Annotated in this window: 21 protein-coding genes and 1 pseudogene; 13 read left to right on the top strand and 9 right to left on the bottom strand. The window is 70.7% G+C overall.

Going from position 1 to position 22,320, the window contains the following annotated elements; all coding sequences use genetic code 11:
• Positions 1 to 159 precede the first annotated feature (159 nt).
• Positions 160 to 927: a LysR family substrate-binding domain-containing protein gene (locus tag AB0D27_RS40195; RefSeq protein ID WP_362519138.1), complete on the bottom strand. Its 768-nt coding sequence runs from the start codon at positions 925 to 927 to the stop codon at positions 160 to 162.
• Positions 928 to 1,033: 106 nt separating this feature from the next.
• Here AB0D27_RS40195 and AB0D27_RS40190 point away from each other — a divergent pair, with 106 nt between their 5' ends.
• Positions 1,034 to 1,426 (top strand): DUF5997 family protein, encoded by a 393-nt coding sequence (locus AB0D27_RS40190; protein WP_362519135.1) that lies wholly within the window; start codon positions 1,034 to 1,036, stop codon positions 1,424 to 1,426.
• A 145-nt stretch (positions 1,427 to 1,571) separates the two neighbouring features.
• Here the strand turns inward: AB0D27_RS40190 and AB0D27_RS40185 are convergent, their stop codons facing one another.
• The gene (locus tag AB0D27_RS40185; protein ID WP_362519133.1) at positions 1,572 to 1,838 is read right to left on the bottom strand and encodes a hypothetical protein; all 267 of its coding nucleotides are present in this window, start codon (positions 1,836 to 1,838) and stop codon (positions 1,572 to 1,574) included.
• Positions 1,839 to 1,953: 115 nt separating this feature from the next.
• Positions 1,954 to 2,967: a hypothetical protein gene (locus AB0D27_RS40180; RefSeq protein WP_362519131.1), complete on the bottom strand. Its 1,014-nt coding sequence runs from the start codon at positions 2,965 to 2,967 to the stop codon at positions 1,954 to 1,956.
• Positions 2,968 to 3,169: 202 nt separating this feature from the next.
• Between AB0D27_RS40180 and argC the strand changes: the two genes are divergently transcribed.
• From argC to AB0D27_RS40155, 5 genes are all read left to right on the top strand, one after another.
• Positions 3,170 to 4,198, top strand: a complete 1,029-nt coding sequence (argC, locus tag AB0D27_RS40175; protein ID WP_362519128.1) for an N-acetyl-gamma-glutamyl-phosphate reductase — start codon at positions 3,170 to 3,172, stop codon at positions 4,196 to 4,198.
• A 115-nt stretch (positions 4,199 to 4,313) separates the two neighbouring features.
• Complete coding sequence (gene argJ, locus AB0D27_RS40170; RefSeq protein ID WP_362519126.1) at positions 4,314 to 5,483, top strand: bifunctional glutamate N-acetyltransferase/amino-acid acetyltransferase ArgJ; 1,170 nt, start codon at positions 4,314 to 4,316, stop codon at positions 5,481 to 5,483.
• Between the two features lie 5 nt (positions 5,484 to 5,488).
• The gene (gene argB, locus AB0D27_RS40165) at positions 5,489 to 6,391 is read left to right on the top strand and encodes an acetylglutamate kinase (protein ID WP_362519123.1); all 903 of its coding nucleotides are present in this window, start codon (positions 5,489 to 5,491) and stop codon (positions 6,389 to 6,391) included.
• Entirely contained in the window at positions 6,388 to 7,584 is a 1,197-nt protein-coding gene (locus tag AB0D27_RS40160) for an acetylornithine transaminase (RefSeq protein WP_362519120.1), read from the top strand. Before argB ends, AB0D27_RS40160 begins: the two co-directional genes overlap by 4 nt.
• Positions 7,585 to 7,607: 23 nt before the next feature.
• On the top strand, positions 7,608 to 8,144 hold the full coding sequence (locus tag AB0D27_RS40155; RefSeq protein WP_362519117.1) for an arginine repressor: 537 nt from the start codon (positions 7,608 to 7,610) through the stop codon (positions 8,142 to 8,144).
• 102 nt (positions 8,145 to 8,246) lie between these two features.
• Here the strand turns inward: AB0D27_RS40155 and AB0D27_RS40150 are convergent, their stop codons facing one another.
• The 5 genes and pseudogenes from AB0D27_RS40150 to AB0D27_RS40130 all read right to left on the bottom strand — a co-directional run bounded on the left by AB0D27_RS40150 (position 8,247) and on the right by AB0D27_RS40130 (position 12,834).
• A complete protein-coding gene (locus AB0D27_RS40150) occupies positions 8,247 to 8,984 on the bottom strand; it encodes an FAD:protein FMN transferase (RefSeq protein ID WP_362519149.1) in 738 nt (245 codons plus the stop codon).
• Between the two features lie 55 nt (positions 8,985 to 9,039).
• A pseudogene (locus AB0D27_RS40145) lies at positions 9,040 to 9,492 on the bottom strand (FMN-binding protein); the annotation flags it as partial.
• Positions 9,493 to 9,511: 19 nt separating this feature from the next.
• Positions 9,512 to 10,849, bottom strand: a complete 1,338-nt coding sequence (locus AB0D27_RS40140) for a ferredoxin reductase family protein (protein ID WP_362519146.1) — start codon at positions 10,847 to 10,849, stop codon at positions 9,512 to 9,514.
• A 124-nt stretch (positions 10,850 to 10,973) separates the two neighbouring features.
• Complete coding sequence (locus AB0D27_RS40135) at positions 10,974 to 11,465, bottom strand: FMN-binding protein (RefSeq protein ID WP_362519114.1); 492 nt, start codon at positions 11,463 to 11,465, stop codon at positions 10,974 to 10,976.
• A 7-nt stretch (positions 11,466 to 11,472) separates the two neighbouring features.
• Positions 11,473 to 12,834: a ferredoxin reductase family protein gene (locus tag AB0D27_RS40130; protein ID WP_362519111.1), complete on the bottom strand. Its 1,362-nt coding sequence runs from the start codon at positions 12,832 to 12,834 to the stop codon at positions 11,473 to 11,475.
• A gap of 218 nt (positions 12,835 to 13,052) precedes the next feature.
• Here AB0D27_RS40130 and AB0D27_RS40125 point away from each other — a divergent pair, with 218 nt between their 5' ends.
• Both AB0D27_RS40125 and AB0D27_RS40120 read left to right on the top strand, forming a co-directional pair.
• Positions 13,053 to 13,805, top strand: a complete 753-nt coding sequence (locus AB0D27_RS40125; RefSeq protein ID WP_362519143.1) for a response regulator transcription factor — start codon at positions 13,053 to 13,055, stop codon at positions 13,803 to 13,805.
• An 80-nt stretch (positions 13,806 to 13,885) separates the two neighbouring features.
• The gene (locus tag AB0D27_RS40120) at positions 13,886 to 15,319 is read left to right on the top strand and encodes a HAMP domain-containing sensor histidine kinase (RefSeq protein WP_362519140.1); all 1,434 of its coding nucleotides are present in this window, start codon (positions 13,886 to 13,888) and stop codon (positions 15,317 to 15,319) included.
• A gap of 10 nt (positions 15,320 to 15,329) precedes the next feature.
• Here AB0D27_RS40120 and AB0D27_RS40115 read toward each other — a convergent pair whose 3' ends face one another.
• On the bottom strand, positions 15,330 to 15,917 hold the full coding sequence (locus AB0D27_RS40115; protein WP_362519108.1) for a pyridoxamine 5'-phosphate oxidase family protein: 588 nt from the start codon (positions 15,915 to 15,917) through the stop codon (positions 15,330 to 15,332).
• A gap of 282 nt (positions 15,918 to 16,199) precedes the next feature.
• On the opposite strand from AB0D27_RS40115, the gene AB0D27_RS40110 reads away from it, so the two are divergent.
• From AB0D27_RS40110 to AB0D27_RS40090, 5 genes are all read left to right on the top strand, one after another.
• Entirely contained in the window at positions 16,200 to 17,393 is a 1,194-nt protein-coding gene (locus AB0D27_RS40110; RefSeq protein WP_362519105.1) for an argininosuccinate synthase, read from the top strand.
• A gap of 82 nt (positions 17,394 to 17,475) precedes the next feature.
• Positions 17,476 to 18,903 (top strand): argininosuccinate lyase, encoded by a 1,428-nt coding sequence (gene argH, locus AB0D27_RS40105; protein ID WP_362519103.1) that lies wholly within the window; start codon positions 17,476 to 17,478, stop codon positions 18,901 to 18,903.
• A gap of 207 nt (positions 18,904 to 19,110) precedes the next feature.
• Positions 19,111 to 20,082: an aldo/keto reductase gene (locus tag AB0D27_RS40100; RefSeq protein WP_362519100.1), complete on the top strand. Its 972-nt coding sequence runs from the start codon at positions 19,111 to 19,113 to the stop codon at positions 20,080 to 20,082.
• 80 nt (positions 20,083 to 20,162) lie between these two features.
• On the top strand, positions 20,163 to 20,714 hold the full coding sequence (locus AB0D27_RS40095) for a helix-turn-helix domain-containing protein (RefSeq protein ID WP_362519097.1): 552 nt from the start codon (positions 20,163 to 20,165) through the stop codon (positions 20,712 to 20,714).
• Positions 20,711 to 22,228 (top strand): MFS transporter, encoded by a 1,518-nt coding sequence (locus AB0D27_RS40090; protein WP_362519094.1) that lies wholly within the window; start codon positions 20,711 to 20,713, stop codon positions 22,226 to 22,228. The genes AB0D27_RS40095 and AB0D27_RS40090 overlap by 4 nt, the downstream gene beginning before the upstream one ends.
• The last annotated feature ends 92 nt before the right edge of the window (positions 22,229 to 22,320 follow it).

Below are 22,320 nucleotides of genomic sequence, written 5' to 3'. Positions count from 1 at the left end.
TTTTTTTTTTTTTTTTTTTTTATTTATATAAATAAAAATTTTATCTAAAACCTTCTCTAATTTCTGTTTTAAAAACAAAATTGCTTCGGTTTTATAACTGGGGGCGGGGGCGGGTTCCCCGCCCCCCCCCCCCCCACGCTCGCCGACTGACGCACCGGGTCAGGAGCGGCGCCGAGGCTTACCGCGCTTGGCGCCGCCCTTGGAGCTTCCGGAGCCGCCGCGGGCGCCCTTGCCGGCCGCGGGCTTCCCGCGTGCGCCGCCGCCCGTGTCGGAGCGCCGGGGCTTGGGCTTCGGCTGCGCGGCGGCCGGGGCCTGGAAGCGCCCCCGGGTGCTGTTGACCGTCCGGCCGCGGACGATCCCGATGAAGTCCTCCACCAGGTCGGTGGTCGCGTCCTCGGGCCAGGACAGCGCGACGCGCGACTCCGGGGCGTCCGTGATCGGGCGGTAGGTGAGGTCCTTGCGGTGGTGCAGACGGGCGAGGGACTGCGGTACGACGAGGACTCCGATGCCCGCCGCGACGAGTTCCACGGCGTCCGCCGTCGTGGCGGGGCGCTCCAGTGCGGGCTTCCCCGGCAGGCGCTCCCAGTTGAGGGTGTCGTCGAGGGGGTGCAGCACGATGTCGTCGGCGAGGTCCTCCGCGGAGACCTCCTCGACCGCCGACACGATGTGGTCCTTGGGGACCACGACCACGGTCGTCTCGGTGTAGAGGGGGATGGCGCTGAGGTCGGCGCGGTCGACGGGCAGCCGTACGAAGCCCGCGTCGGCGTCGCCCCTTCGCAGTACGTCGTACACGTCGGCGACGGACACCGGGACGAGGGTCAGGGGTACGTCGGGCAGCCGCTCGTTCCAGATCCGCACCCACTTCGAGGGAGTCACCCCCGGGACGTACGCGAGCCTGAACGAGGGGGACGCTTCGGAGCCGGTCACCACGTCAGGTTACCGGTCGGGGCGCGGGCACCGCACAGGTCAGGGGCGCGGGGGGCCGCACACGGGTTGGTCGGCGATGGCTCACACGCTCGATACCCTTGACACCATGACGTCGCACCAGACCACCCAGACGATGAAGCCCGCCACCGCGGCGAAGAAGCTGGGTGTGTACCTCGAGTCCACACCCACCGAGTTCCAGGACGGTGTCGTCTCGCGTGCCGAGCTGACTGCGCTGCAGGCCGACCCGCCCGAGTGGCTGACGGAACTGCGCCGCAACGGCCCCCACCCCCGGCCCGTGGTCGCGGCCAAGCTCGGCGTCTCCATCGCGGGGCTCGCCCGGGGCGGGGTCACCGAGGCGCTCACCACCGAGGAGATCGAGGCGCTCAAGGCGGAGGACCCGGAGTGGCTGCGGCGGGAGCGCGCCACCCAGGCCGAGGTCCGCAAGGAAGCGACCCGCATCAAGGAGAAGAACGCGGAGCGAGCGGCCAAGCGCTCCTGACCCGAGGCCGGGCGGCCCACCGGGCACCGGTCGGCGTCGCGAGCGGCCGTCCCGCCGGGCCGGCTCGCGGCTCGACGTCGCCGGCAAGGGTTTTTCAGCCGTCGATGCCCGAGGAACGGCCTCCGTCGGAGTCGGTGGTGCCGGGCTAGGTGCCGTGCGTGTGGCCGAACACCTTGACGAGCAGGTAGATCACGGCGGCTGCCGGAATCACGAAGATCATGACGGGGAACTCGAACGTGCCCGAGGTCTGATGGGCGACGTACCAGCCGTAGCCCACGAAGAAGCCCCCGCCCATGACGGCGGACGCGCGGTCCTTGACCGTCAGGCCGGGAATGAAGGCCGCTCCGATCAGCACGATTCCCGACAGCACGGAGAAGATCTCGTAAGCGCTCCATTGCGCGGACGATTGCATCGTGGGTCCTCCAAGGGATCGCTTGATGGGGCCGGCCGCGCGTGCGCGCAACATGACCTTGAGTGAGCGGGGAGTCCTGTCTCCGGACTCGGGCGGCGACGGTTCGCCATCGCCCCTACGTGTGCGGAAGGCGGGTCACGCTGGTGACGTTCAAGGGGACGGGGAGCGTCCCGGAGTTGAGGGTGACGGCGAGCTGCTCGGCCGACTGCCGGTTGAAGCCGCCGGAGACGTCGGCGGTGCCACCGCTGAGCCGCTGATTGACATACGGCGCGGAGAGCACGGCGCCGTCCAGGACCATGGCGAACTGGTTCTGTGGCGAGGCGTTCACCGCGAGATCTCCGGTGAGGTCGGAGAATTTCCTGGTGCCGACGGAGTCGAAGCCCAGCCGCACGATCCAGTTCCCGTACCGCTTGTCCCGCAGCGCCTTGGCCGAAGCGACGTGAGACCCGTCCACGGCCGTCGGACCCAGCAGGTACTTGGTGCGCTGGTCGGCGGGAGCGCTGTCCGCGCTGCAGGCGACGACGGGGTCCTGCGGACGGTTGTCCCGGTCCCACGCCGAATGTGCCCGATTCCCGGAGCAGTCCAGTGCCACGAACTGCTGCTGAAGCGCGGCACTGGGCGCGTCCTGGGGGTCCGGGTCCGGAGCGGCACTGGCGCTCGACGAGCCGGCGGCGCGGGGGCGCAGGTCCTCGGTGACGGCACGCCCTCGCGCGGGGTCGGGACTGGCGGACGGCTGCGACGGACCGACGGCTTCCTCCGCGAGTACGGGGCGGAAGCCGAGCCGGCCGGCCGCGCCCAGCTCCCTCATGCGTGCCTCGCCGGAGGTGGGACCGGTGACGCTGACGGAGCCGTCCCGCGTTTCGACCCGCACGCCCCTGAGTCCCAGTGCCTTGGCGCGCTCCCGCAGCCGGTCCGTCGTCCGGCGCAGCGCCTCGGCACTCAGCGGCGACGTTCCGGCGAAGGTCACGACGGACAGCCGGGAGTCCGCCGCGCCCGAGGACGCCGTGCTGCCGGTACGGGCGGGCCCCTCGGCGTCGGACGGGGGGCTCGCGGGGCCCGAGCAGGCGGCGAGCGTCGCCGCGGCGACGCAGGGGAGGACGGCCAACTGCCAGGCCTGGGGGAGACGCATGCCGGGGATGGTTCCAGGCTTGCCGGATCCGGCGAGCCGGATGCCAACCATTGATCGGATTTCACCTGTCCTGTTCGTGCTTTTCCCTCGTGTCCGATCGTGTCGTGTGCGAGTTGACCGCTGCACCGGAGCTGCGCCCTCTTCATGGATTGCATAAACGTGCAGCGAAACGTATAGTCATGCCATCCAAGAGGAGGGTTCCATGGCGGTACGTGCGGCAGTGGCGGGAGCGAGTGGGTACGCGGGCGGGGAACTGCTGCGTCTGCTCCTGGGGCACCCCGAGATCGAGATCGGCGCCCTGACCGGCAACTCCAACGCGGGCCAGCGGCTCGGCGCGCTGCAGCCGCATCTGCTGCCGCTCGCGGACCGCGTTCTCCAGGAGACGACCCCCGAGGTCCTCGCCGGGCACGACGTCGTCTTCCTCGCGCTGCCCCACGGGCAGTCCGCGGCCGTCGCCGAGCAGCTCGGCCCGGATGTCCTCGTGGTCGACATGGGCGCCGACTTCCGGCTGAAGGACCCGGCCGACTGGGAGAGGTTCTACGGCTCCGCGCACGCCGGGACCTGGCCCTACGGCCTCCCCGAACTGCCGGGTGCCCGCGCCGCGCTGGAGGGATCCAAGCGCATCGCGGTGCCCGGTTGCTACCCGACCGCCGCCTCGCTGGCGCTCTTCCCGGCATACGCCGCCGCTCTCGCCGAGCCCGACGCCGTGATCGTCGCCGCCTCCGGGACGTCCGGTGCGGGCAAGGCGCCCAAGGCGCACCTCCTCGGCAGCGAGGTCATGGGGTCGATGTCCCCGTACGGCGTCGGCGGCGTCCACCGGCACACCCCCGAGATGATCCAGAACCTCGGCGCGGCCGCCGGTGAGCCGGTCACCGTGTCCTTCACGCCCACGCTCGCGCCGATGCCCCGCGGCATCCTCGCCACGTGCAGCGCCAAGGCGAAGTCCGGTGTCACCGCGGAGTCCGTACGGGCCGCGTACGAGAAGGCCTTCGCGGACGAGCCGTTCGTGCACCTGCTGGCGGAGGGACAGTGGCCCGCCACGGCGTCCGTCTACGGTTCCAACGCCGTTCAGATCCAGGTCGCGTACGACGCCGCCGCGCACCGCATCATCGCGATCAGCGCCATCGACAACCTGACCAAGGGCACCGCGGGCGGTGCCGTCCAGAGCATGAACATCGCCCTCGGGCTCGATGAGACCACCGGGCTTTCCACGATCGGAGTCGCACCGTGAGCTGGGGACACCGCCCATCGGTAGCTGCGGGAGCAGGTGCAGCCACCGGGCCGCACAAAACGACGAAAGCCGCACCTCTGCGCTGCACGGGCGGAGAAGCGAACGAGGAGATGCAGTGAGTGTCACGGCAGCACAGGGATTCCAGGCCGCGGGCATCGCGGCCGGGATCAAGGAGAACGGCAATCCGGACCTGGCCCTCGTGGTCAACACCGGGCCCCGCCTCGCCGCCGCGGGCGTCTTCACCTCCAACCGCGTGAAGGCCGCGCCGGTGCTCTGGTCGGAACAGGTCCTCAGAAGCGGCCAGTTGACCGCCGTCGTCCTCAACTCCGGTGGCGCCAACGCCTGTACGGGACCCAAGGGCTTCCAGGACACCCACGCCACCGCGGAGAAGGTCGCCGCGTCGCTCAGCGCCGCCGGGTTCGGTGAAACGGGCGCGGGCACCGTCGCCGTCTGCTCGACCGGTCTCATCGGCGTGCTGCTGCCCATGGACAAGCTGCTGCCGGGCGTCGACACGGCCGTCGCCGGGCTCAGCCCGCACGGCGGTGAGAAGGCTGCCGTCGCCATCAAGACCACCGACACCGTGCACAAGACGTCCGTCCACACGGGCAACGGCTGGACCGTCGGCGGCATGGCCAAGGGCGCGGGCATGCTCGCCCCGGGCCTGGCCACCATGCTGGTCGTGCTCACCACCGACGCGGACGTGGACAGCGAGACCCTCGACAAGGCGCTGCGCGCGGCCACCCGCACCACCTTCGACCGCGTCGACTCCGACGGCTGCATGTCCACCAACGACACCGTGCTGCTGCTCGCCTCCGGCGCCTGCGACATCACCCCCGCATACGCGGAGTTCGCCGAGGCCGTCCGCGCGGTCTGCGACGACCTCGGTCAGCAGCTCATCCGGGACGCCGAGGGCGCGAGCAAGGACATCAAGGTCGAGGTCGTGGGCGCCGCGACCGAGGACGACGCCGTCGAGGTGGGCCGTTCCATCGCCCGCAACAACCTCCTCAAGTGCGCGATCCACGGCGAAGACCCCAACTGGGGGCGGGTGTTGTCCGCGATCGGCACGACGCAGGCCGCTTTCGAGCCGGACCAGCTCAACGTCGCCATCAACGGCGTCTGGGTCTGCAAGAACGGCGGCGTCGGCGAGGACCGCGACCTCGTCGACATGCGCTACCGCGAGGTCCACATCGTCGCCGACCTCGCCGCCGGCGGCGAGAGCGCCACGATCTGGACCAACGACCTCACCGCCGACTACGTCCACGAGAACAGCGCGTACTCCTCATGAGCAATGTGACCAGGAAACACACCGCTCTGCCCAAGGCGCAGATCCTCATCGAGGCGCTGCCCTGGCTGACCCGGCACAACGGCAAGACGGTCGTCGTCAAGTTCGGCGGCAACGCCATGATCGACGAGGAGCTGAAGGCGGCGTTCGCGCAGGACATCGTGTTCTTGCACCACGCCGGCCTCAAGCCCGTCGTCGTGCACGGCGGCGGCCCGCAGATCAGCGCCGCCCTCGACAAGCACGGCATCGTCAGCGAGTTCAAGGCGGGCCTGCGCGTCACCACCGAGGACGCCATGGACGTCGTACGCATGGTGCTGGCCGGACAGGTCCAGCGCGAGCTGGTCGGGCTGCTCAACCAGCACGGACCGCTCGCCGTCGGCATGACCGGCGAGGACGCGCACACCATCACGGCCACCAAGCACCAGCCCGAGATCGACGGCGAGCTCGTCGATATCGGCCGGGTCGGCGAGATCACCGCCATCGACACGGGCGCCATCGAGGCGCTGCTCGCCGACGGCCGTATCCCGGTCGTCTCCTCGATCGCCCGCTCCCAGGACGACGGACATGTCTACAACGTCAATGCTGATACGGCGGCTGCGGCACTCGCTGCGGCACTTGGCGCCGAAACCCTCATGGTCCTCACGGACGTCGAGGGCCTCTACGAGGACTGGCCCGACAGCGACGAGGTGATCAGCCGCCTCACCGCCTCCCAGCTGGAGAAACTGCTGCCCGAGCTGGCCAGCGGCATGGTGCCGAAGATGGAGGGCTGTCTGCACGCCGTCCGCAACGGCGTCACCACGGCCCGCGTCATCGACGGCCGGGTCCAGCACTCGATCCTGCTGGAGATCTTCACCGACGAGGGGATCGGCACGATGGTCGTGCCGGACGACGAAGAGGGGGATGCCGGATGACCGGCACCGCGACGAACGCAGAGCTCACCCAGCGGTGGCAGGGCTCGCTGATGGACAACTACGGCACCCCCCGGCTGCCGCTTGTCCGCGGCGCCGGCACCAAGCTGTGGGACGCCGACGGCAAGGAGTACCTCGACTTCGTCGGAGGCATCGCGGTCAACGCGCTCGGGCACGCCCATCCCGCGATCGTCGAGGCCGTGAGCCGGCAGATCGGCTCCCTCGGCCATGTCTCCAACCTCTTCGTCGCCGAGCCGCCCGTCGCGCTCGCGGAACGGCTGCTGCAGCTCTTCGGGCGCGAGGGCCGGGTGTACTTCTGCAACTCGGGCGCCGAGGCCAACGAGGGCGCCTTCAAGATCGGCCGGCTGACCGGCCGCAGGCACATGGTCGCCACCACGGGCGGCTTCCACGGCCGCACCATGGGCGCCCTCGCGCTCACCGGCCAGCCCGGCAAACAGGAACCGTTCCTGCCGCTGCCCGGTGACGTCACACATGTCCCGTACGGCGACGCGCAGGCCCTCGCCGAAGCGGTCACCGAGGACACCGCACTGGTGATCATCGAGCCCATCCAGGGCGAGAACGGCGTGGTCGTACCGCCCGTCGGCTATCTCAAGGCGGCCCGCGCGATCACCGCCGCCACCGGCGCCCTCCTCGTCCTCGACGAGGTGCAGACCGGAATCGGCCGCACCGGGCCCTGGTTCGCGTATCAGGCCCACGAGGGCGTCCTGCCCGACATCGTCACGCTCGCCAAGGGCCTCGGCGGCGGACTGCCGCTCGGCGCCACCGTCGCCTTCGGCCGGGCCGCCGGGCTGCTGAAGCCCGGCCAGCACGGCACGACCTTCGGCGGAAACCCGGTCGTGTGCGCCGCCGGACTCGCCGTGCTCGACACGATCGAGGCCGAGGGCCTGCTCGAGAACGTGAAGAGCGCGAGCGAGCGGCTGCGGGACGGAATCGAGTCACTCGGGCACCCGTTGATCGACCATGTCCGGGGTGCGGGACTGCTCCTGGGTATCGTGCTCACCGAGCCGCTCGCGCCCCAGGCGCAGCAGGCGGCTCAGGACGCCGGTCTCCTGGTGAACGCGCCCGCCCCCGATGTCGTACGGCTGATGCCGCCGCTGAATCTCGGCGACGACGAGGTGGAGGCGTTTCTCCGGGCCCTTCCCGGCGTCCTCGACGCAGCCAACGGGGACGGATGATCCCGAGAAATGGGACGACGACGATGAGTCAGGCGCACGACCACGAGCCCGTCGGGCCTGCCGTGCCGCAGACCCGCACCGCACGCCACCGCCGGATCGTGGACATCCTCAACCGGCAACCGGTGCGCTCCCAGAGCCAGTTGGCGAAGCTCCTCGCCGACGACGGGCTGAGCGTCACGCAGGCGACGCTCTCCCGGGACCTGGACGAGCTGAACGCGGTGAAGATCCGCAACAACGACGGCGACCTCATCTACGCGGTACCGAGCGAGGGCGGCTTCCGCACGCCGCGCGCTCCGCTGGGTGAGTCGGCGAAGGAGGAGCGGATGCGGCGGCTCTCGGCGGAGCTGCTGATCTCCGCGGAGGCTTCCGCGAACCTCGTGGTCCTGCGTACCCCTCCGGGGGCGGCGCAGTTTCTCGCCTCGGCCATTGACCAGGCGGAGCTGCAGGACATCCTTGGCACGATCGCCGGGGACGACACGTTGCTGTTGATCAGCCGGGAGCCCGCCGGGGGCCAGGCTCTGGCCGATCACTTGTTGCGGTTGGCTCAGAACCACCATTGAGGTGACGGCGGTCTCGTCACCGCGGGCCGTCCGTGGTTGCTCGCGCCCACGCGGCTCAGCCGCACGATGTCACAGTCCCGCGCCCCTGACGGGGCGCCTCACTCATCCGAGACGTTGAGCGAGGCCCCCCGTACACCTCACCTCGTCGCCCGCCGTGATCAAGAGGGCCTCGATGTCGGGGAGTGACTCCAGCCAGGCGAGCGCCTGGCGGGAGCCCATCGCGAAGGCCGCCGTGGCCCAGGCGTCGACCCAGGTCAGGCGGGGGCCCACCACGGTCACGGCGAGCAGGTCGGTGACGGCGGACTTGCCGGTGCGCGGGTCGACGATATGGGCGCCGCGCTCGGCGGTGCCGGAGGTGGCCACGGCCAGCTCGTCGACGCCGGCGGCGGAGACCACGGCGGCGAGGGAGCCCGGGCGGAGCGGGTCCGACACGCCCACTCGCCAGGGCCGGTGCGGCCCGGGCACCCCGCACAGCTGGACATCGCCGCCGCCGTTCACGCTCACTCCGCTCGCCCCGGCGGCGGCCAGGCGCAGCGCCGCACGCTCGGCCGCCCAGCCCTTGACGATGCCCGTCGGGTCGAGCCGTCCCTCGTACGTCGTGCTGAACCAGCCCTGGCTGAGCCGCTCCGCCTCCGCGCCGAGACCGAGCACTTCGGCGACCTCCGGATCGCACTCCTCGACGCTCAGCTCACCGCGTGCGAGCCGCGAGACCTGGCTGTCGTCGCGATAGGTGCTGAACACCTCGTCCACTCTGTGGAGTTGGGCGATCGCCTCCTCCAACGCCGTCCGCACGGCCGCCGGTTCTCCTCCTCGTACGTCGAAGGAGAAGACCGTGCCCATGACCTCCTCGGCGTGGCGCAGCGCGGACGCCACCTCCTCCGCGGGCTCAGCCACCGGCCTTGTCCAGGGCCGACTGGAGGGACTGCTTGTAGCCGCCGCTGGTGTATGTGGCGCCGGAGACGGCGTCGATGTCGGCGCTCCCGGCCGCGACCGCTTCCTGGTTGAGCTTGGGCACGGCGAGCGCGGTCTTCTGGTCGCTGGTTCCGCCGCTCGGCGCCTGGACGGTTTCGGCCCTGGTGATCTTGCCGCCGCTCAGGGTGAGGCGCACCTGGACGTTGCCGTACTGGGTCTTGACCACCTCTCCCGTGACGGTCTGCGCGCCCGTCTGCTGCGAGCCGCCGCCCTGCGGCGACTCCTGCCCGGCCGCCGTCTGCTGGGGCGCCGCCCCGCCCTGCGCCGAGGCGGCGGCCGGGTCGGACGCCGGTTTCAGCGACAGCAGCAGGACGATCCCGGACACGGTGGCGGCGGTGGCGAGCACGACGCGCCGAATGGGGTGGCTCTTCTTCATCGCTCCTGACTCCCGTCGCTCACATCTCGAACGACTCGTGATGGATGCGGCGGGCGGGGACCCCCGCGCCGCGCAGTGCTTCGTACACCTGCTGCGCGAAGCCGGGCGGCCCGCACATGAAGACGTCGTGGCGGTCGATGTCCGGCAGTTTCCGGCGCAAGGTCTCCGCCGAGATGTCCGGGCGCTCCCCGTCGGGGCTGTTCACCGCGTACATCAGCCGGGCCCCACGCTCCTGGGAGATGGAGGCGAGCTCGTCCCACAGGGCCAGGTCCTGAGTGCTGTTGGCCCGGTAAAGCAGCGTCAGATCGCCGGACGCGCCGGGCAGCGTCTCGAACAGCGCCCGCATCGGCGTGATACCGACGCCGCCCGCCACCAGCAGCACCTTGCCGCGGCTGCGCTTGGCCGCCGTGAGTGCCCCGTACGGGCCCTCGGCCCAGACCCGGGTGCCCGGCCCCAGATCGCGCAGCGCGGCACTGTGGTCGCCGATCGCCTTCACCGTGATCCGCAGCATGTTGGGTCGCGGTGCCGCCGACAAGGAGTACGGGTGGGAGCTGAGCCGCATGCCCGGCGCCAGGAAGCGCCAGCGGAAGAACTGCCCGGCCTCCGCGCCCATCCGATGCAGCTTCCGCCCGCTGATCAGCACCGACACGATCCCGGGCGTCTCCTCGATGACCGCCTCGACCCGCATCTGGTGCTTCAGGTTGAGCCGGATCGGCGCGAGGATCCGGTACCAGATCACCAGCGCGGTCACCGACCCGTACAGCCCGTACCAGACGGTCTTCGCGGTGGGTTCGACGGCGAAGTCGTTGCCGGTGGACAGCTGGTGCCAGAACGTCAGGAACACGGCGGCGTACGTCAGCAGATGGACGTGGTACCAGGTGTCGTACGGGATCAGCCGGCGGACACCGCCGACCGAGATGAACCCGATGAGCACCAGCAGACCCGTGCCGATCGCGGCCTTGCCCATGTCGGGCAGCTGGTTGACCGAGTCGATGGTCTGCTGGACGATCCCGCCGAGCCCCTTGCCGGACTGCAGGGCGTAGCCCCACATGGTCAGGAAGAGATGGGCCAGAACCAGGCAGATCGTGTACCGGCCGCTCATGGCGTGCCAGCGGGCGACCCGGTCCGAGCCCACCCGGCGCTCCAGCGCGGGCACCCGGGCCATCTGCAGCACCACGAGCGCCATCAGATAGCCGGCGAGCAGCCCGGTGATCCGGCCCGCGTTGAGGATCTTGCTGTTGTCGTCCGCGATGGACGGGGTGTTGTTCCACCACAGCCAGATGACCCCGGCCGCGCCCGCCCAGACGGCGAGCAGCAGGGGGACGGCGGGCGAGCGTCGTGGGCGGATGCGGCGCATGGTCTGGCGCCGCGCGGCGCGGCCACCGGCGATCGTGGACACGGTTCCTCCGTGTTCGTCCGTGGGGACGGGGCGAGGGGAGTGGCCCCCTGGCCCAGAGATACGGTCCACTACGGCCGTGCGTTCAGACGCCCGCCGAGTCGAGTGCCGACTGGAGGGACTGCTTGTATCCGTCGCTGGTGTACGTGGCACCGGAGACGGAGTCGATCTGCGCGCTCTGCGCGGCCAGCGCCTCACGCCTGAGCTGGGGGATCGCGTAGCTGTTGATCTCCTGGTCCTTCGGATTGTCCGACGGGTAGGCGACCGCGGTCACATCGGTGATCTTGCCGTTCTTCACCGTGACACGCACCTGGACGGGGCCCCAGCGGGTCTGCACCGTGTCACCGGTGACCGTCTTGGTGCCGGTGCTCTTGGTGCTTCCGGAAGAACTACTGGGGGAGCTGCTCGGCGAGCTTCCCGGGGACTGGGACTGGGACTGGCCCGATGGCGAGGACGCCTGCGCCAGGGTCGGCGGCGTGTGCGGTTTCAGCGACAGCAGCAGGACGACCCCGGTGACGGTGGTCGCGGCCGCCAGTGTCACCCGGCGCAGCGGGCGGTTCTTCTTCAGGGCGTGCAAGGCGGCCTCACAGCTCGAACGACTCGTGGTGGATACGGCGGTCGCGGACACCCGCCGCGCGCAGTGCCCCGTACAGGTCCTGCGCCATCGCGGGCGGCCCGCACAGATAGACGTCGTGCCCGGTGATGTCCGGAACGGCCTCCCGCAGGGCCTCGGCGGTGAACCGCGGTCGGGTTCCGTCGGCGCCGTTGACCGCGTACAGGATGCGCGCCCCGCGCCACTTCGCGATCGCCTCCAGCTCGCCGCCGAGCGCCAGGTCCTCGGCCGTGCGCGCCCTGTAGAGGAGCGTGACCCGGCCGGGCAGGGTCTCGAACAGCGCGCGCAGCGGCGTGATGCCGACGCCCCCCGCGATCAGCAGCGACTTGCCGGCGGTGCTCCGGTCGGCGGTCAGCGAACCGTAGGGGCCCTCCGCCCACACCCGGGTGCCGGGCCGCAGCAGTCCCACGGCGGCGCTGTGGTCACCGAGCGCCTTCACGGTGATCCGCATCAGGTCGGGCCGGGGCGGCGCCGACAGCGAGTACGGCGTGGACGTCCACCGCATCCCCTCCGCCAGGAACCGCCAGCGGAAGAACTGCCCCGCCTGGGCGCCCAGTTCGTCCAGCCGCTCCCCGCGTACGACGATGGAGAAGACGCCCGGCGCCTCCCGGTACACGGTCTCCACGCGCAGCTTGTGACGCAGGTTGAGCCGCACCGGGGCGAGCAGCCGGAACCAGACGATCAGCGCCGCCGTGCCCAGGTAGAGCACGTACCAGGCGGCCTGCGCGGCGGTGCTGCCGACGAAGTCGGAACCCAGCGCGAGCTGGTGGAAGAACGCCAGGAAGACCGCTACGTACGTGAGCAGGTGCACGTAGTACCAGAACTCGTGACTGATCCGGCGGCGGGCCGCGCGCGCCGAGGTGATCCCGACGGCGAACAGGATGAGCGTGCCGATCGTGGCCTTGAGCATGTCCGGATAGTCGAACACCACGCTCAGCGTCTCGTGCACGATGCCGGAACCGTCCTGGGCGGCATAACCGAAGAGAATCAGCGTGACATGCGCCACCAGCAGACAGACCGTGTACCGGCCCGCCATGGCGTGCCAGCGGGCCACCCGGTCGGAACCTATGCGCCGCTCCAGGAGCGGCACCCGGGCCATCAGCGCCACCAGCACCGCGCAGCTGTAGCCGCACAGCAGCCCGGCGATCCGCCCGGCGTCCGTCAGCCATCCGGCCAGCCCCACCACCGACCGCGTGTCGGACCACCACAGGGCGACGACCGCGGCGGCTCCCGCCCAGAGCAGGGCCAGCAGCGGCCCGGCGGGCGAGGGCCGAGGCCGCCTGCGTCCTCGTGTCGGGCGCGGGACCGCAGCCCGCTCGTACACCGTGGTCATCTGTCCGTCCTTCCGGCTGTCCGGGAGGAAACTGTGCGTCCGGAACCTCTGAGGAGGCTCTGAACTGGGGCGTTCAGCGGCGACTCACAGGAAACTGAGAGCGCTGAGGAAGGATGACTCAGAGGAAACCGGGAGCGCTGAGCAGCGGTGACTCAGAGGAAACTCAGAGCCCGCGCGTGGGCTTGCGGCCCCGGTGAGGAGCGATGCTGGTGGACGACATGAACATTCCCCTGTCCCGAGGCAACGGCCGGCCCGCGCTCACCCGGCCCGACGGCACGCCCGTACGCGTCCTCGTCGTCGACGACGATCCCGACCTGGCGGAGGTTCTCTCCGGGGCCCTGCGCTACGAGGGCTGGGAGATCCGCACAGCCGGTGACGGTGCCTCGGCCGTCGCCGAGGCGCGCGAGCTGCTGCCCGACGCCGTCGTCCTGGACGTGATGCTCCCGGACACCGACGGCTTCGCCGTGCTGCGCGACCTGCACACCGTGAAACCGGATGTCTGCGTCCTCTTCCTCACCGCGCGCGACGCCGTCGAGGACCGTATCGCCGGTATCACCGCGGGCGGCGACGACTACGTCACCAAGCCGTTCAGCCTGGAGGAGGTCGTCGCCCGGCTGCGCGGACTGCTGCGCCGCGCGGGCATGGCCCGGCAGCTCGACGAGGGCCCACGACTCGTCGTCGGGGATCTGGCGATGGACGAGGAGGCGCGCGAGGTGACCCGGGGCGGCGAGCTGATCGAGCTGTCGCCGACCGAGTTCGAACTCCTGCGTTTCCTGATGCGCAACCCGCGCCGGGTGCTCAGCAAGGCGCAGATCCTCGACCGCGTGTGGTCGTACGACTTCGGCGGCCAGGCCCATGTCGTGGAGCTCTACATCTCGTATCTGCGCAAGAAGGTGGACGCGGGCCGCGAGCCCATGATCCACACGGTGCGGGGCGCCGGGTATGTGATCAAGCCGGTGGCGGGGCGATGAGGGCGCGGTGGCCGTCCTGGGCGAGGCGGTGGTGGGCCCGGGCGGGGGCGGGCGTGCGGCGGCTGCCGCTCCCGCGCACGATGCGGGCGCGGCTGATCGCCGGTCTCGTGGTGCTGCTCGCCGTGAGCTGCGCCGCCGTCGGCGTGGCGGCCGTGTACGAGCTGAACGGCTTCCTCACCGGCCGCCTCGACCAGCAACTGCAGGACGTGGGCGCACGCTATCCCGCGAGCCTGGAGCACGGTCCCCTGAAGCCGTCGGACCACGACGGGGACGAACAACACGGCGACACACGGAAGCAGAGCGCCGGCACCTTCGGCGCGCGACTGGTGGGCGGCGCCGTCACCGACGCGGCCTTCGTCCCCTCAGGCACGGCCACGGCCGACAAGAACGTGCCCCTGACGGCCACCGAGAAGAATGCTCTGGCGGACGTCCCGATCGACGGCCACGGCCACACCCTGTGCATCTCGTCCCTGGGTGACTACCGCGTGATGGCGGCGAAGGGCCTGGACGGCGACGTCCTGATCACGGGGCTGCCGATGGAGCCGGTCGAGGCCGCCGTGCACCGCCTGGAACTGGTCGCCGCCTGCGTCTTCGGCGTGACCCTCGCGGTCGCCGGAGTCGCCGGGGCACTGTGGGTGCGCTGGTCGCTGCGCCCGCTGAACCGGGTGGCCGCGACCGCCACCCGCGTCAGTGAACTCCCGCTCGCCAGCGGCGAGGTCGCCCTCCCACCGCGCGCGCCCGAGTCCCACCCGCGCAGCGAGGTGGGCCGTGTCGCGGCAGCCTTCAACCGCATGCTCGGCCACATCGAGGACGCGCTGACCAAGCGGCACGCGAGTGAGGAACGGCTGCGCAGCTTCGCCGCCGACGCCAGCCATGAGCTGCGCACTCCGGTTGCCTCGGTCCGCGGTCACGCCGAACTGGCGCTGCTGCATCCGGGGCCGGTGCCGCCCCAGGTGACCCGGGCCCTCGAACGCATCACCGCCGAGTCGGCACGCATGGGCGAGATGGTCGACGACCTGCTGCTGCTGGCCCGCCTCGACGCGGGCCGCCCGCTGGAACGGCTCCCCGTCGACCTCACCCATCTTGTCCTCGACTCGGTCACCGACGCGCGGGCCGCCGGGCCCGACCACCGCTGGACCCTGGAGCTGGCGGAGGAGCCGGTCACGGTGACGGGCGACGCGCACCGGCTCCAACAGGTGTTGGCCAACTTGTTGGCCAACGCGCGTTTGCACACGCCCGTTGGCACCAAGGTGACGGTGTCGCTGCGCGCGGACGACGGCAAAGCCGTGCTCACCGTCCACGACGACGGCCCGGGAGTCCCCCGGGACGTCCAGCCCGGCGTCTTCGAACGCTTCACCCGAGCCGACCGCCGCCGCACCGAGGGCGCGGGCGGGGGAGCGGGACTCGGCCTGTCGATCGTGGCAGCCGTGGTGGAGGCACACAGCGGCACCGTCACGCTGGACAGCCGCCCGGGCGCGACGACGTTCACGGTGCGGATCCCCGCCACGCCATGATGCGGACGGTTCAGATCGTGCTGGGTGGCAGCGGAAGCGGCAGTCCTGGCAGGCCGTTCAGGCTTGTCGCCACGTGCTCCTTCTTGGTGAAGTACTCGCTCAGCGAGGCGTCGTCCTCGCGCGCGAAGCGCTTGGCGTGCAGGTCGCGGTCCTCGTCGTACGACATGAACGGCACGGCGTAGCCGCAGGTGTCGCGGATGAGCTCGGCGGTGACGACGATGATCGCGCGCAGGCCGTGCGGGGTCGGGTCGAGGCGGGGGAAGTGGATGAGCAGTTCCTTGAAGCGCGGGTCGTCGCGGAAGACCGGCTCGCCGCGGCCGTGCACCCGGACGATGTTCGGCGGGCCCTGGAAGGCGCACCACATGAGGGTGATCCGGCCGTTCTCGCGCAGGTGCGCGATCGTCTCGGCGTTGCTTCCCGCGAAGTCCAGATAGGCCACGGTCAGCTCGTCGAGCACGGCGAACGAACCGGTGAGTCCCTTGGGGGAGAGGTTGACCGTGCCGTCCCCGGACAGGGGCGCGGTCGCGGTGAAGAAGAGGGGCTGCGCCTCGATGAACGTACGCAGGCGGCCGTCTATGCGCTCATAGGTCTTTCCCATGTCCAACGACTATAGCCAAGTCATTCGCCTGTCTAAGGAATTGTGGGTTCCGTGGCCGCCCCGGCCGGCGCTCGGGGCGGCCACGCTTGTCGAGGGTGCAGGCGGCGAGGAGACCAGGCCCTGCGGCTTGGCCGCGGTGCGGCCGATGGCCGTCGCGATGCGGTTGATGGTGGCGACCCGCTTGTCCGCCGAGGATTGCGTCCCACCATCTCCGAGATTGACGAATCATGCGGACTTCTGCATACTCATGCATATCAGCGAATGCACTGTGAGGAGAAACCCGTGACCGAGCGCGTCGTACTCGCCTACTCAGGCGGTCTGGACACCTCCGTCGCCATCGGCTGGATCGCCGAGGAGACGGGCGCCGAGGTCATCGCCGTCGCGGTCGACGTGGGCCAGGGTGGCGAGGACCTGGACGTCATCCGCAAGCGCGCCCTCGCGTGCGGCGCCGTCGAGGCCGAGGTCGCGGACGCCAAGGACGAGTTCGCCGACGAGTACTGCCTCCCGGCGATCAAGGCCAACGCCCTCTACATGGACCGCTACCCGCTGGTCTCCGCGCTCTCCCGGCCGACGATCGTCAAACACCTCGTCGCCGCCGCCCAGAAGCACGGCGCCACCACGGTCGCCCACGGCTGCACCGGCAAGGGCAACGACCAGGTGCGGTTCGAGGCCGGCATCGTCGCCCTCGCCCCCGACCTCAAGTGCATCGCCCCGGTCCGTGACTACGCGATGACCCGGGACAAGGCGATCGCCTTCTGCGAGGAGAAGCAGCTCCCGATCGCCACCAGCAAGAAGTCCCCGTACTCCATCGACCAGAACGTCTTCGGACGCGCCGTCGAGACGGGCTTCCTCGAGGACATCTGGAACGCGCCGATCGAGGACATCTACGAGTACACCTCGAACCCGGCCGAGGCCCGCGAGGCCGACGAGGTGATCATCACCTTCAAGCAGGGCGTCCCGGTCGCCATCGACGGCAAGCCCGTCACCGTCCTCCAGGCCATCCAGCAGCTCAACGAGCGCGCCGGCGCCCAGGGCATCGGCCGGATCGACATGGTCGAGGACCGCCTCGTGGGCATCAAGTCCCGTGAGGTGTACGAGGCTCCGGGCGCGATCGCGCTGATCACCGCCCACCAGGAGCTGGAGAACGTCACCGTCGAGCGCGAACTCGCCCGCTACAAGCGGCAGGTCGAGCAGCGCTGGGGCGAACTCGTCTACGACGGCCAGTGGTTCTCCCCGCTCAAGCGCGCCCTGGACGGCTTCATCGACGAGGCCAGCCAGCACGTCAACGGCGACATCCGGATGACCCTGCACGGCGGCCGCGCGGTCGTCACCGGCCGGCGCTCCGAGACCTCGCTCTACGACTTCAACCTCGCCACGTACGACACGGGCGACAGCTTCGACCAGGCCGCGGCCAAGGGCTTCATCGACATCTACAGCCTGTCGTCGAAGATCGCCGCCAAGCGGGACCTCGCGTAAGCAGTAGCGTGAATGCCGCCTCCCTGACCGTCGGTCGGCAGGGAGGCGGCGGCACATCCGTCTCTCTCTAGGAGCAACGCAAGTGAGCAGCAACAGCGGTGACGTACGGCTCTGGGGCGGCCGTTTCGCCGACGGTCCCGCCGAGGCCCTGGCCAAGCTGTCCGCGTCGGTCCACTTCGACTGGCGCCTGGCGCCGTACGACATCGCCGGTTCGCGTGCTCACGCGCGCGTGCTGCACAAGGCCGGCCTGCTCACCGAGGACGAGCTGACGCGGATGATCGCGGGCCTGGACCAGCTCGAAGCCGACGTCGCCGACGGCTCCTTCGTCGGCACGATCGCCGACGAGGACGTCCACACCGCTCTGGAGCGCGGCCTCCTGGAGCGCCTCGGTCCCGACCTGGGCGGCAAGCTGCGCGCGGGACGGTCGAGGAACGACCAGGTCGCGACCCTCTTCCGGATGTACCTGCGCGACCACGCCCGGATCGTCGGCGGTCTGATCGCCGACCTCCAGGACTCGCTGATCGGCCTCGCGGAGGCCCACCCGGATGTCGCGATGCCCGGCCGTACGCACCTTCAGCACGCCCAGCCGGTGCTCTTCGCCCACCATGTCCTGGCCCATGTGCAGTCCCTGTCCCGGGACGCCGAGCGGCTGCGCCAGTGGGACGAGCGGACGGCCGTGTCGCCGTACGGCTCGGGCGCGCTGGCGGGTTCCTCCCTCGGCCTCGACCCCGAGGCGGTGGCGAAGGACCTCGGCTTCGAGCACGGCTCCGTCGCGAACTCCATCGACGGCACGGCCTCCCGCGACTTCGTCGCCGAGTTCGCCTTCATCACCGCGATGATCGGGGTGAACCTCTCGCGGATCGCCGAGGAGGTCATCATCTGGAACACGAAGGAGTTCTCCTTCGTCACCCTCCACGACGCGTTCTCGACCGGTTCGTCGATCATGCCGCAGAAGAAGAACCCGGACATCGCCGAGCTGGCGCGCGGCAAGTCGGGCCGCCTGATCGGCAACCTGACGGGCCTTCTCGCCACCCTCAAGGCCCTCCCACTCGCGTACAACCGCGACCTCCAGGAGGACAAGGAGCCGGTCTTCGACTCCTGCGACCAGCTCGAGGTGCTGCTCCCCGCCTTCACCGGCATGATGGCGACACTCACTGTCCACCGCGAGCGCATGGAGGAGCTGGCCCCGGCCGGCTTCTCGCTCGCCACCGACATCGCCGAGTGGCTGGTCAAGCAGGGCGTGCCGTTCCGTGTCGCGCACGAGGTCGCGGGCGAGTGTGTGAAGGTCGCCGAGGCGGAGGGCAAGGAGCTGGACGGCCTCACCGACGAGCAGTTCGCGAAGATCTCCGCCCACCTGACCCCCGAGGTGCGCTCCGTCCTCAACGTGCCCGGCGCCCTCGCCTCCCGCGACGGCCGCGGCGGTACGGCGCCCAGCGCGGTCGCCGTCCAGCTCGCCGAGGTCAAGACCGACGTGGCGGCCCAGCACCGGTGGGCGCACGCCAAGAAGTAACGGGGCACGCGCGCGTGAGGGCCGCGAGGGTTCACGCGCGCGTGGAGCGCGGCGCCAGGCCCGCGCGCTTCGAGGGCGGCGTGACGCTCGCGAGGGTTCGCGCACCTGAAGCGCGGCGCGCGGGAGTGAACGGGGTCGCATGGAGCCGGGGCATCGCCGCTACGTTGGTCAGGAGCCGCAAGGTGCCGACCGAACGGAGCCCGCGCGATGCCCTTCGCCCGCCTCGCCTCAGCAACGACTCCCACCTGCCACATCGGCCTCGGCCTGGCCGCCGTCGGCCGTCCCGGCTACATCAACCTCGGCCGCGAGGCCGACCTCCCCGCCGTACGCAGTGTCGACGCCCTGCGCGAGCGCACCCACGAACTCCTCGACGCCGCCTACGCCCAGGGCGTGCGCTACTTCGACGTGGCCCGCTCCTACGGCCGCTCCGAGGAGTTCCTCGCCGACTGGCTGAACAACCGGCCCGACATCGACGACATCGTGATCGGCAGCAAGTGGGGCTATACCTACACGGCGGGCTGGCGCATCGACGCCGAGGCGCACGAGGTCAAGGACCACAGCCTCGCCACGTACGAGCGGCAGCGCGCCGAGACGGCCCAGCTGCTCGGCGACCGGCTCGACCTTTACCAGATCCACTCCGTGACCCCGGACAGCCCGGCCCTGACCGACAAGGAACTCCACGCCAAACTCGCCGAAGCCGCCGCCGGCGGTCTCTCGATCGGCTTCTCCACCAGCGGGCCCGGCCAGGCCGACGCGATCCGCGCCGCGCTCGCCGTGACGATCGACGGCGAACCGCTCTTCCGTACCGTGCAGGCGACGTACAACGCGCTGGAGACCTCGGCCGCGCCCGCGCTCGCCGAGGCCCACGACGCCGGACTCACGGTGATCGTCAAGGAGGCCATGGCCAACGGCCGGCTCGCCGAGCCGCACGCGCCGGACGCGCTGAAGGCGGTCGCCGCCGAGACCTCCCTGGGCCCTGACGCGGTGGCCCTCGCGCTGGTCCTGCGGCAGCCCTGGGCCGGCGTAGCGCTGTCCGGGGCGGCGACCGCCAACCAGCTCACCTCCAATCTGCACGCGGCGGTCGTCGACCTCGACGACGACCAGCTAGCTCGGCTGGGCGCTCTCGCCGAGCAGCCGGGCGCCTACTGGGAGCGGCGCGGACAGCTGCCCTGGCACTGAGCACGCCTGAACACCCCGGTTCGTGAGACACGTGCGCCTCTCGTGAGACAAGGATGTCTCACATGGTCTAAGCTTGTCTCATGGCCGTCGACCGTGATCACGTGCTGCGCAGCGCAGCCGCCCTGCTCACCCGGAAATCCACCGCCACCATGGACGAGGTCGCCAAGGCGGCCGGGATCAGCCGGGCCACGCTGCACCGCCAGTTCGCGGGGCGCGACGCGCTCGTACGGGCGCTGGAGGCGCTCGGCATCGAGGAGTGCGAGGCGGCGCTGGACGCCGCCCGCCTCGAGGAGGGCGCCGCTCAGGAGGCCGTGCGCCGCCTGGTGAAGGAGCTGGAGAAGGCGGCCGGGCTGCTCGCCTTCCTCTACACCGAGAACCAGCTCTTCGAGGGCGAGGAACAAAACGAGGGCTGGGCCCGGCTCGACGCACGGATGGCCGCGCTGTTCCGGCGCGGCCAGGACAGCGGCGAGTTCCGCATCGACCTCACCCCGGCCTGGCTCACCGAAGCGCTCTACGGGCTCATGGCCTCAGGGGCATGGGCCGTGACCGAGGGCCGGGTCGCCGCCAAGGACTTCCACTACATGATCGTCGAGCTGTTGCTCGGCGGCGCACTACGGAGAGAGGAATCATGACCAGCACCCTGCGTCCGGCCGTCACGGCGGAGACGGAGAAGCGCCCCGGCCGCTGGGCCGCGCTCGCGGTGCTGATCCTCGCCGTGCTCCTGGTGGCCGTCGACGCGACCGTCCTCGGCCTGGCGACGCCGTACATCAGCGAGGACTTGAAGCCCTCCGGCACCCAGCTCCTGTGGATCGGTGACGTCTACTCCTTCGTCATCGCCGGTCTGCTCGTCTCCATGGGCAGCCTCGGCGACCGCATCGGCCGCAAGAAGCTGCTGCTCGTCGGCGCCACCGCGTTCGGGCTCATATCCGTGCTCAACGCCTACGCCACGACACCGGAGTTGATGATCCTGGCGCGGGCGCTGCTCGGTGTCGCGGGCGCGACCCTGATGCCCGCCACGCTCGCCCTGATCCGCAACCTCTTCCACGACCCGCGCGAGCGCAGCCTCGCCATCGGCATCTGGGGCGCGACGGCCTCCGCCGGTACGGCGGTCGGTCCGGTCGCCGGAGGCTTCCTGCTCGAACACTTCTGGTGGGGTTCCGTCTTCCTCATCAACCTTCCGGTGATGGTCGTCCTCGTCGTCGTCGGCAGCAGGCTGCTGCCCGAGTCCAAGAACCCGAACCCCGGGCCGTGGGACCTGCCCAGCGTCGTCCTCTCACTCGTCGGCGTGATCGGCGTCGTCTACGCGGTGAAGGAGGCCGCCGCGCACGGGCTCTCCGCGCAGCCGGCGGCCGCGGGCCTGCTCGGTGCCGCCGCCCTCTACTCGTTCGTACGGCGGCAACTGACGCTGCCCGCACCGCTGTTGGACGTCCGGCTGTTCCGCAACCGGGGCTTCTCCGGAGCCGTACTCGCCGACCTGTTCACCGTCCTCGGCCTGTCCGGGCTCGTCTTCTTCCTCTCGCAGTACCTGCAACTCGTGCAGGGCAGGGGGCCCTTCGAGGCGGGGCTCGCCGAAATCCCCGCCGCCGTGGGCGCGGTGGCGGCGGGTCTGGTCGCGGGCACGGTCGCGCGACGCCTCTCGGTGCGCGTCGTCGTCTCCGGCGGTCTCGCCGCGGTGGGTCTGGCGCTCGGCACGCTCACCCTGCTGAGCCAGTCGACCGGGTATCCGCTGCTCGGCGCGGCGCTGCTGGTCGTCGGCGTCGGCGCGGGTTTCTCGTTCACCGTCACCGCCGACGTGATTCTCTCCAGCGTGCCCAAGGAGCAGGCGGGCGCCGCCTCCGCGGTCTCCGAGACGGCGTACGAACTCGGCGCCGCCCTCGGCATCGCGCTGCTCGGCTCCGTCGTGACCGGCGTGTACGCGGGCTTCACCGGGCCCGCGGGCACACCGGCCGAGGCCCACGACTCGCTGGGCGGGGCGGTGGAGGCGGCGAAGGACCTGCCCGCGCACGCCTCCGAGACGATGCTGAACGCGGCCCGCGAGTCCTTCGTCGACGGCCTGACGCTCGCATCGGGCGCGGGAGCGGTGGTGCTGCTCGCCACGGCGGCGGCAGCGTGGTTCCTGCTGCGCGGTCAGAAACTGGAGGCCTAGGCCATTTCTGATGGCTCTTGGTGGGCTGGGTGGATCTCGTGGTTTGCCGGGCAGGACGCCCGTATGGTGCGGCGACACGAGCTCACGGACGC

The sequence above is a fragment of the Streptomyces sp. NPDC048415 genome, from assembly GCF_040651675.1.
Classification (GTDB): Bacteria; Actinomycetota; Actinomycetes; order Streptomycetales; family Streptomycetaceae; genus Streptomyces.
Note: the sequence above shows the minus strand (reverse complement) of the source record. Positions and strands in the feature narration are given on the sequence as shown.

Bases quoted from the DNA above. Each gene is read 5' to 3' on its own strand.
- AB0D27_RS40190 (WP_362519135.1), top strand. From the start codon at position 1,034: ATGACGTCGCACCAGACCACCCAGACGATGAAGCCCGCCACCGCGGCG.
- AB0D27_RS40185 (WP_362519133.1), bottom strand. From the start codon at position 1,838: ATGCAATCGTCCGCGCAATGGAGCGCTTACGAGATCTTCTCCGTGCTG.
- AB0D27_RS40180 (WP_362519131.1), bottom strand. From the start codon at position 2,967: ATGCGTCTCCCCCAGGCCTGGCAGTTGGCCGTCCTCCCCTGCGTCGCC.
- argC (WP_362519128.1), top strand. From the start codon at position 3,170: ATGGCGGTACGTGCGGCAGTGGCGGGAGCGAGTGGGTACGCGGGCGGG.
- AB0D27_RS40160 (WP_362519120.1), top strand. From the start codon at position 6,388: ATGACCGGCACCGCGACGAACGCAGAGCTCACCCAGCGGTGGCAGGGC.
- AB0D27_RS40155 (WP_362519117.1), top strand. From the start codon at position 7,608: ATGAGTCAGGCGCACGACCACGAGCCCGTCGGGCCTGCCGTGCCGCAG.
- AB0D27_RS40150 (WP_362519149.1), bottom strand. From the start codon at position 8,984: ATGGGCACGGTCTTCTCCTTCGACGTACGAGGAGGAGAACCGGCGGCC.
- AB0D27_RS40140 (WP_362519146.1), bottom strand. From the start codon at position 10,849: ATGCGCCGCATCCGCCCACGACGCTCGCCCGCCGTCCCCCTGCTGCTC.
- AB0D27_RS40130 (WP_362519111.1), bottom strand. From the start codon at position 12,834: ATGACCACGGTGTACGAGCGGGCTGCGGTCCCGCGCCCGACACGAGGA.
- AB0D27_RS40125 (WP_362519143.1), top strand. From the start codon at position 13,053: ATGAACATTCCCCTGTCCCGAGGCAACGGCCGGCCCGCGCTCACCCGG.
- AB0D27_RS40120 (WP_362519140.1), top strand. From the start codon at position 13,886: ATGCGGGCGCGGCTGATCGCCGGTCTCGTGGTGCTGCTCGCCGTGAGC.
- AB0D27_RS40115 (WP_362519108.1), bottom strand. From the start codon at position 15,917: ATGGGAAAGACCTATGAGCGCATAGACGGCCGCCTGCGTACGTTCATC.
- AB0D27_RS40100 (WP_362519100.1), top strand. From the start codon at position 19,111: ATGCCCTTCGCCCGCCTCGCCTCAGCAACGACTCCCACCTGCCACATC.
- AB0D27_RS40095 (WP_362519097.1), top strand. From the start codon at position 20,163: ATGGCCGTCGACCGTGATCACGTGCTGCGCAGCGCAGCCGCCCTGCTC.
- AB0D27_RS40090 (WP_362519094.1), top strand. From the start codon at position 20,711: ATGACCAGCACCCTGCGTCCGGCCGTCACGGCGGAGACGGAGAAGCGC.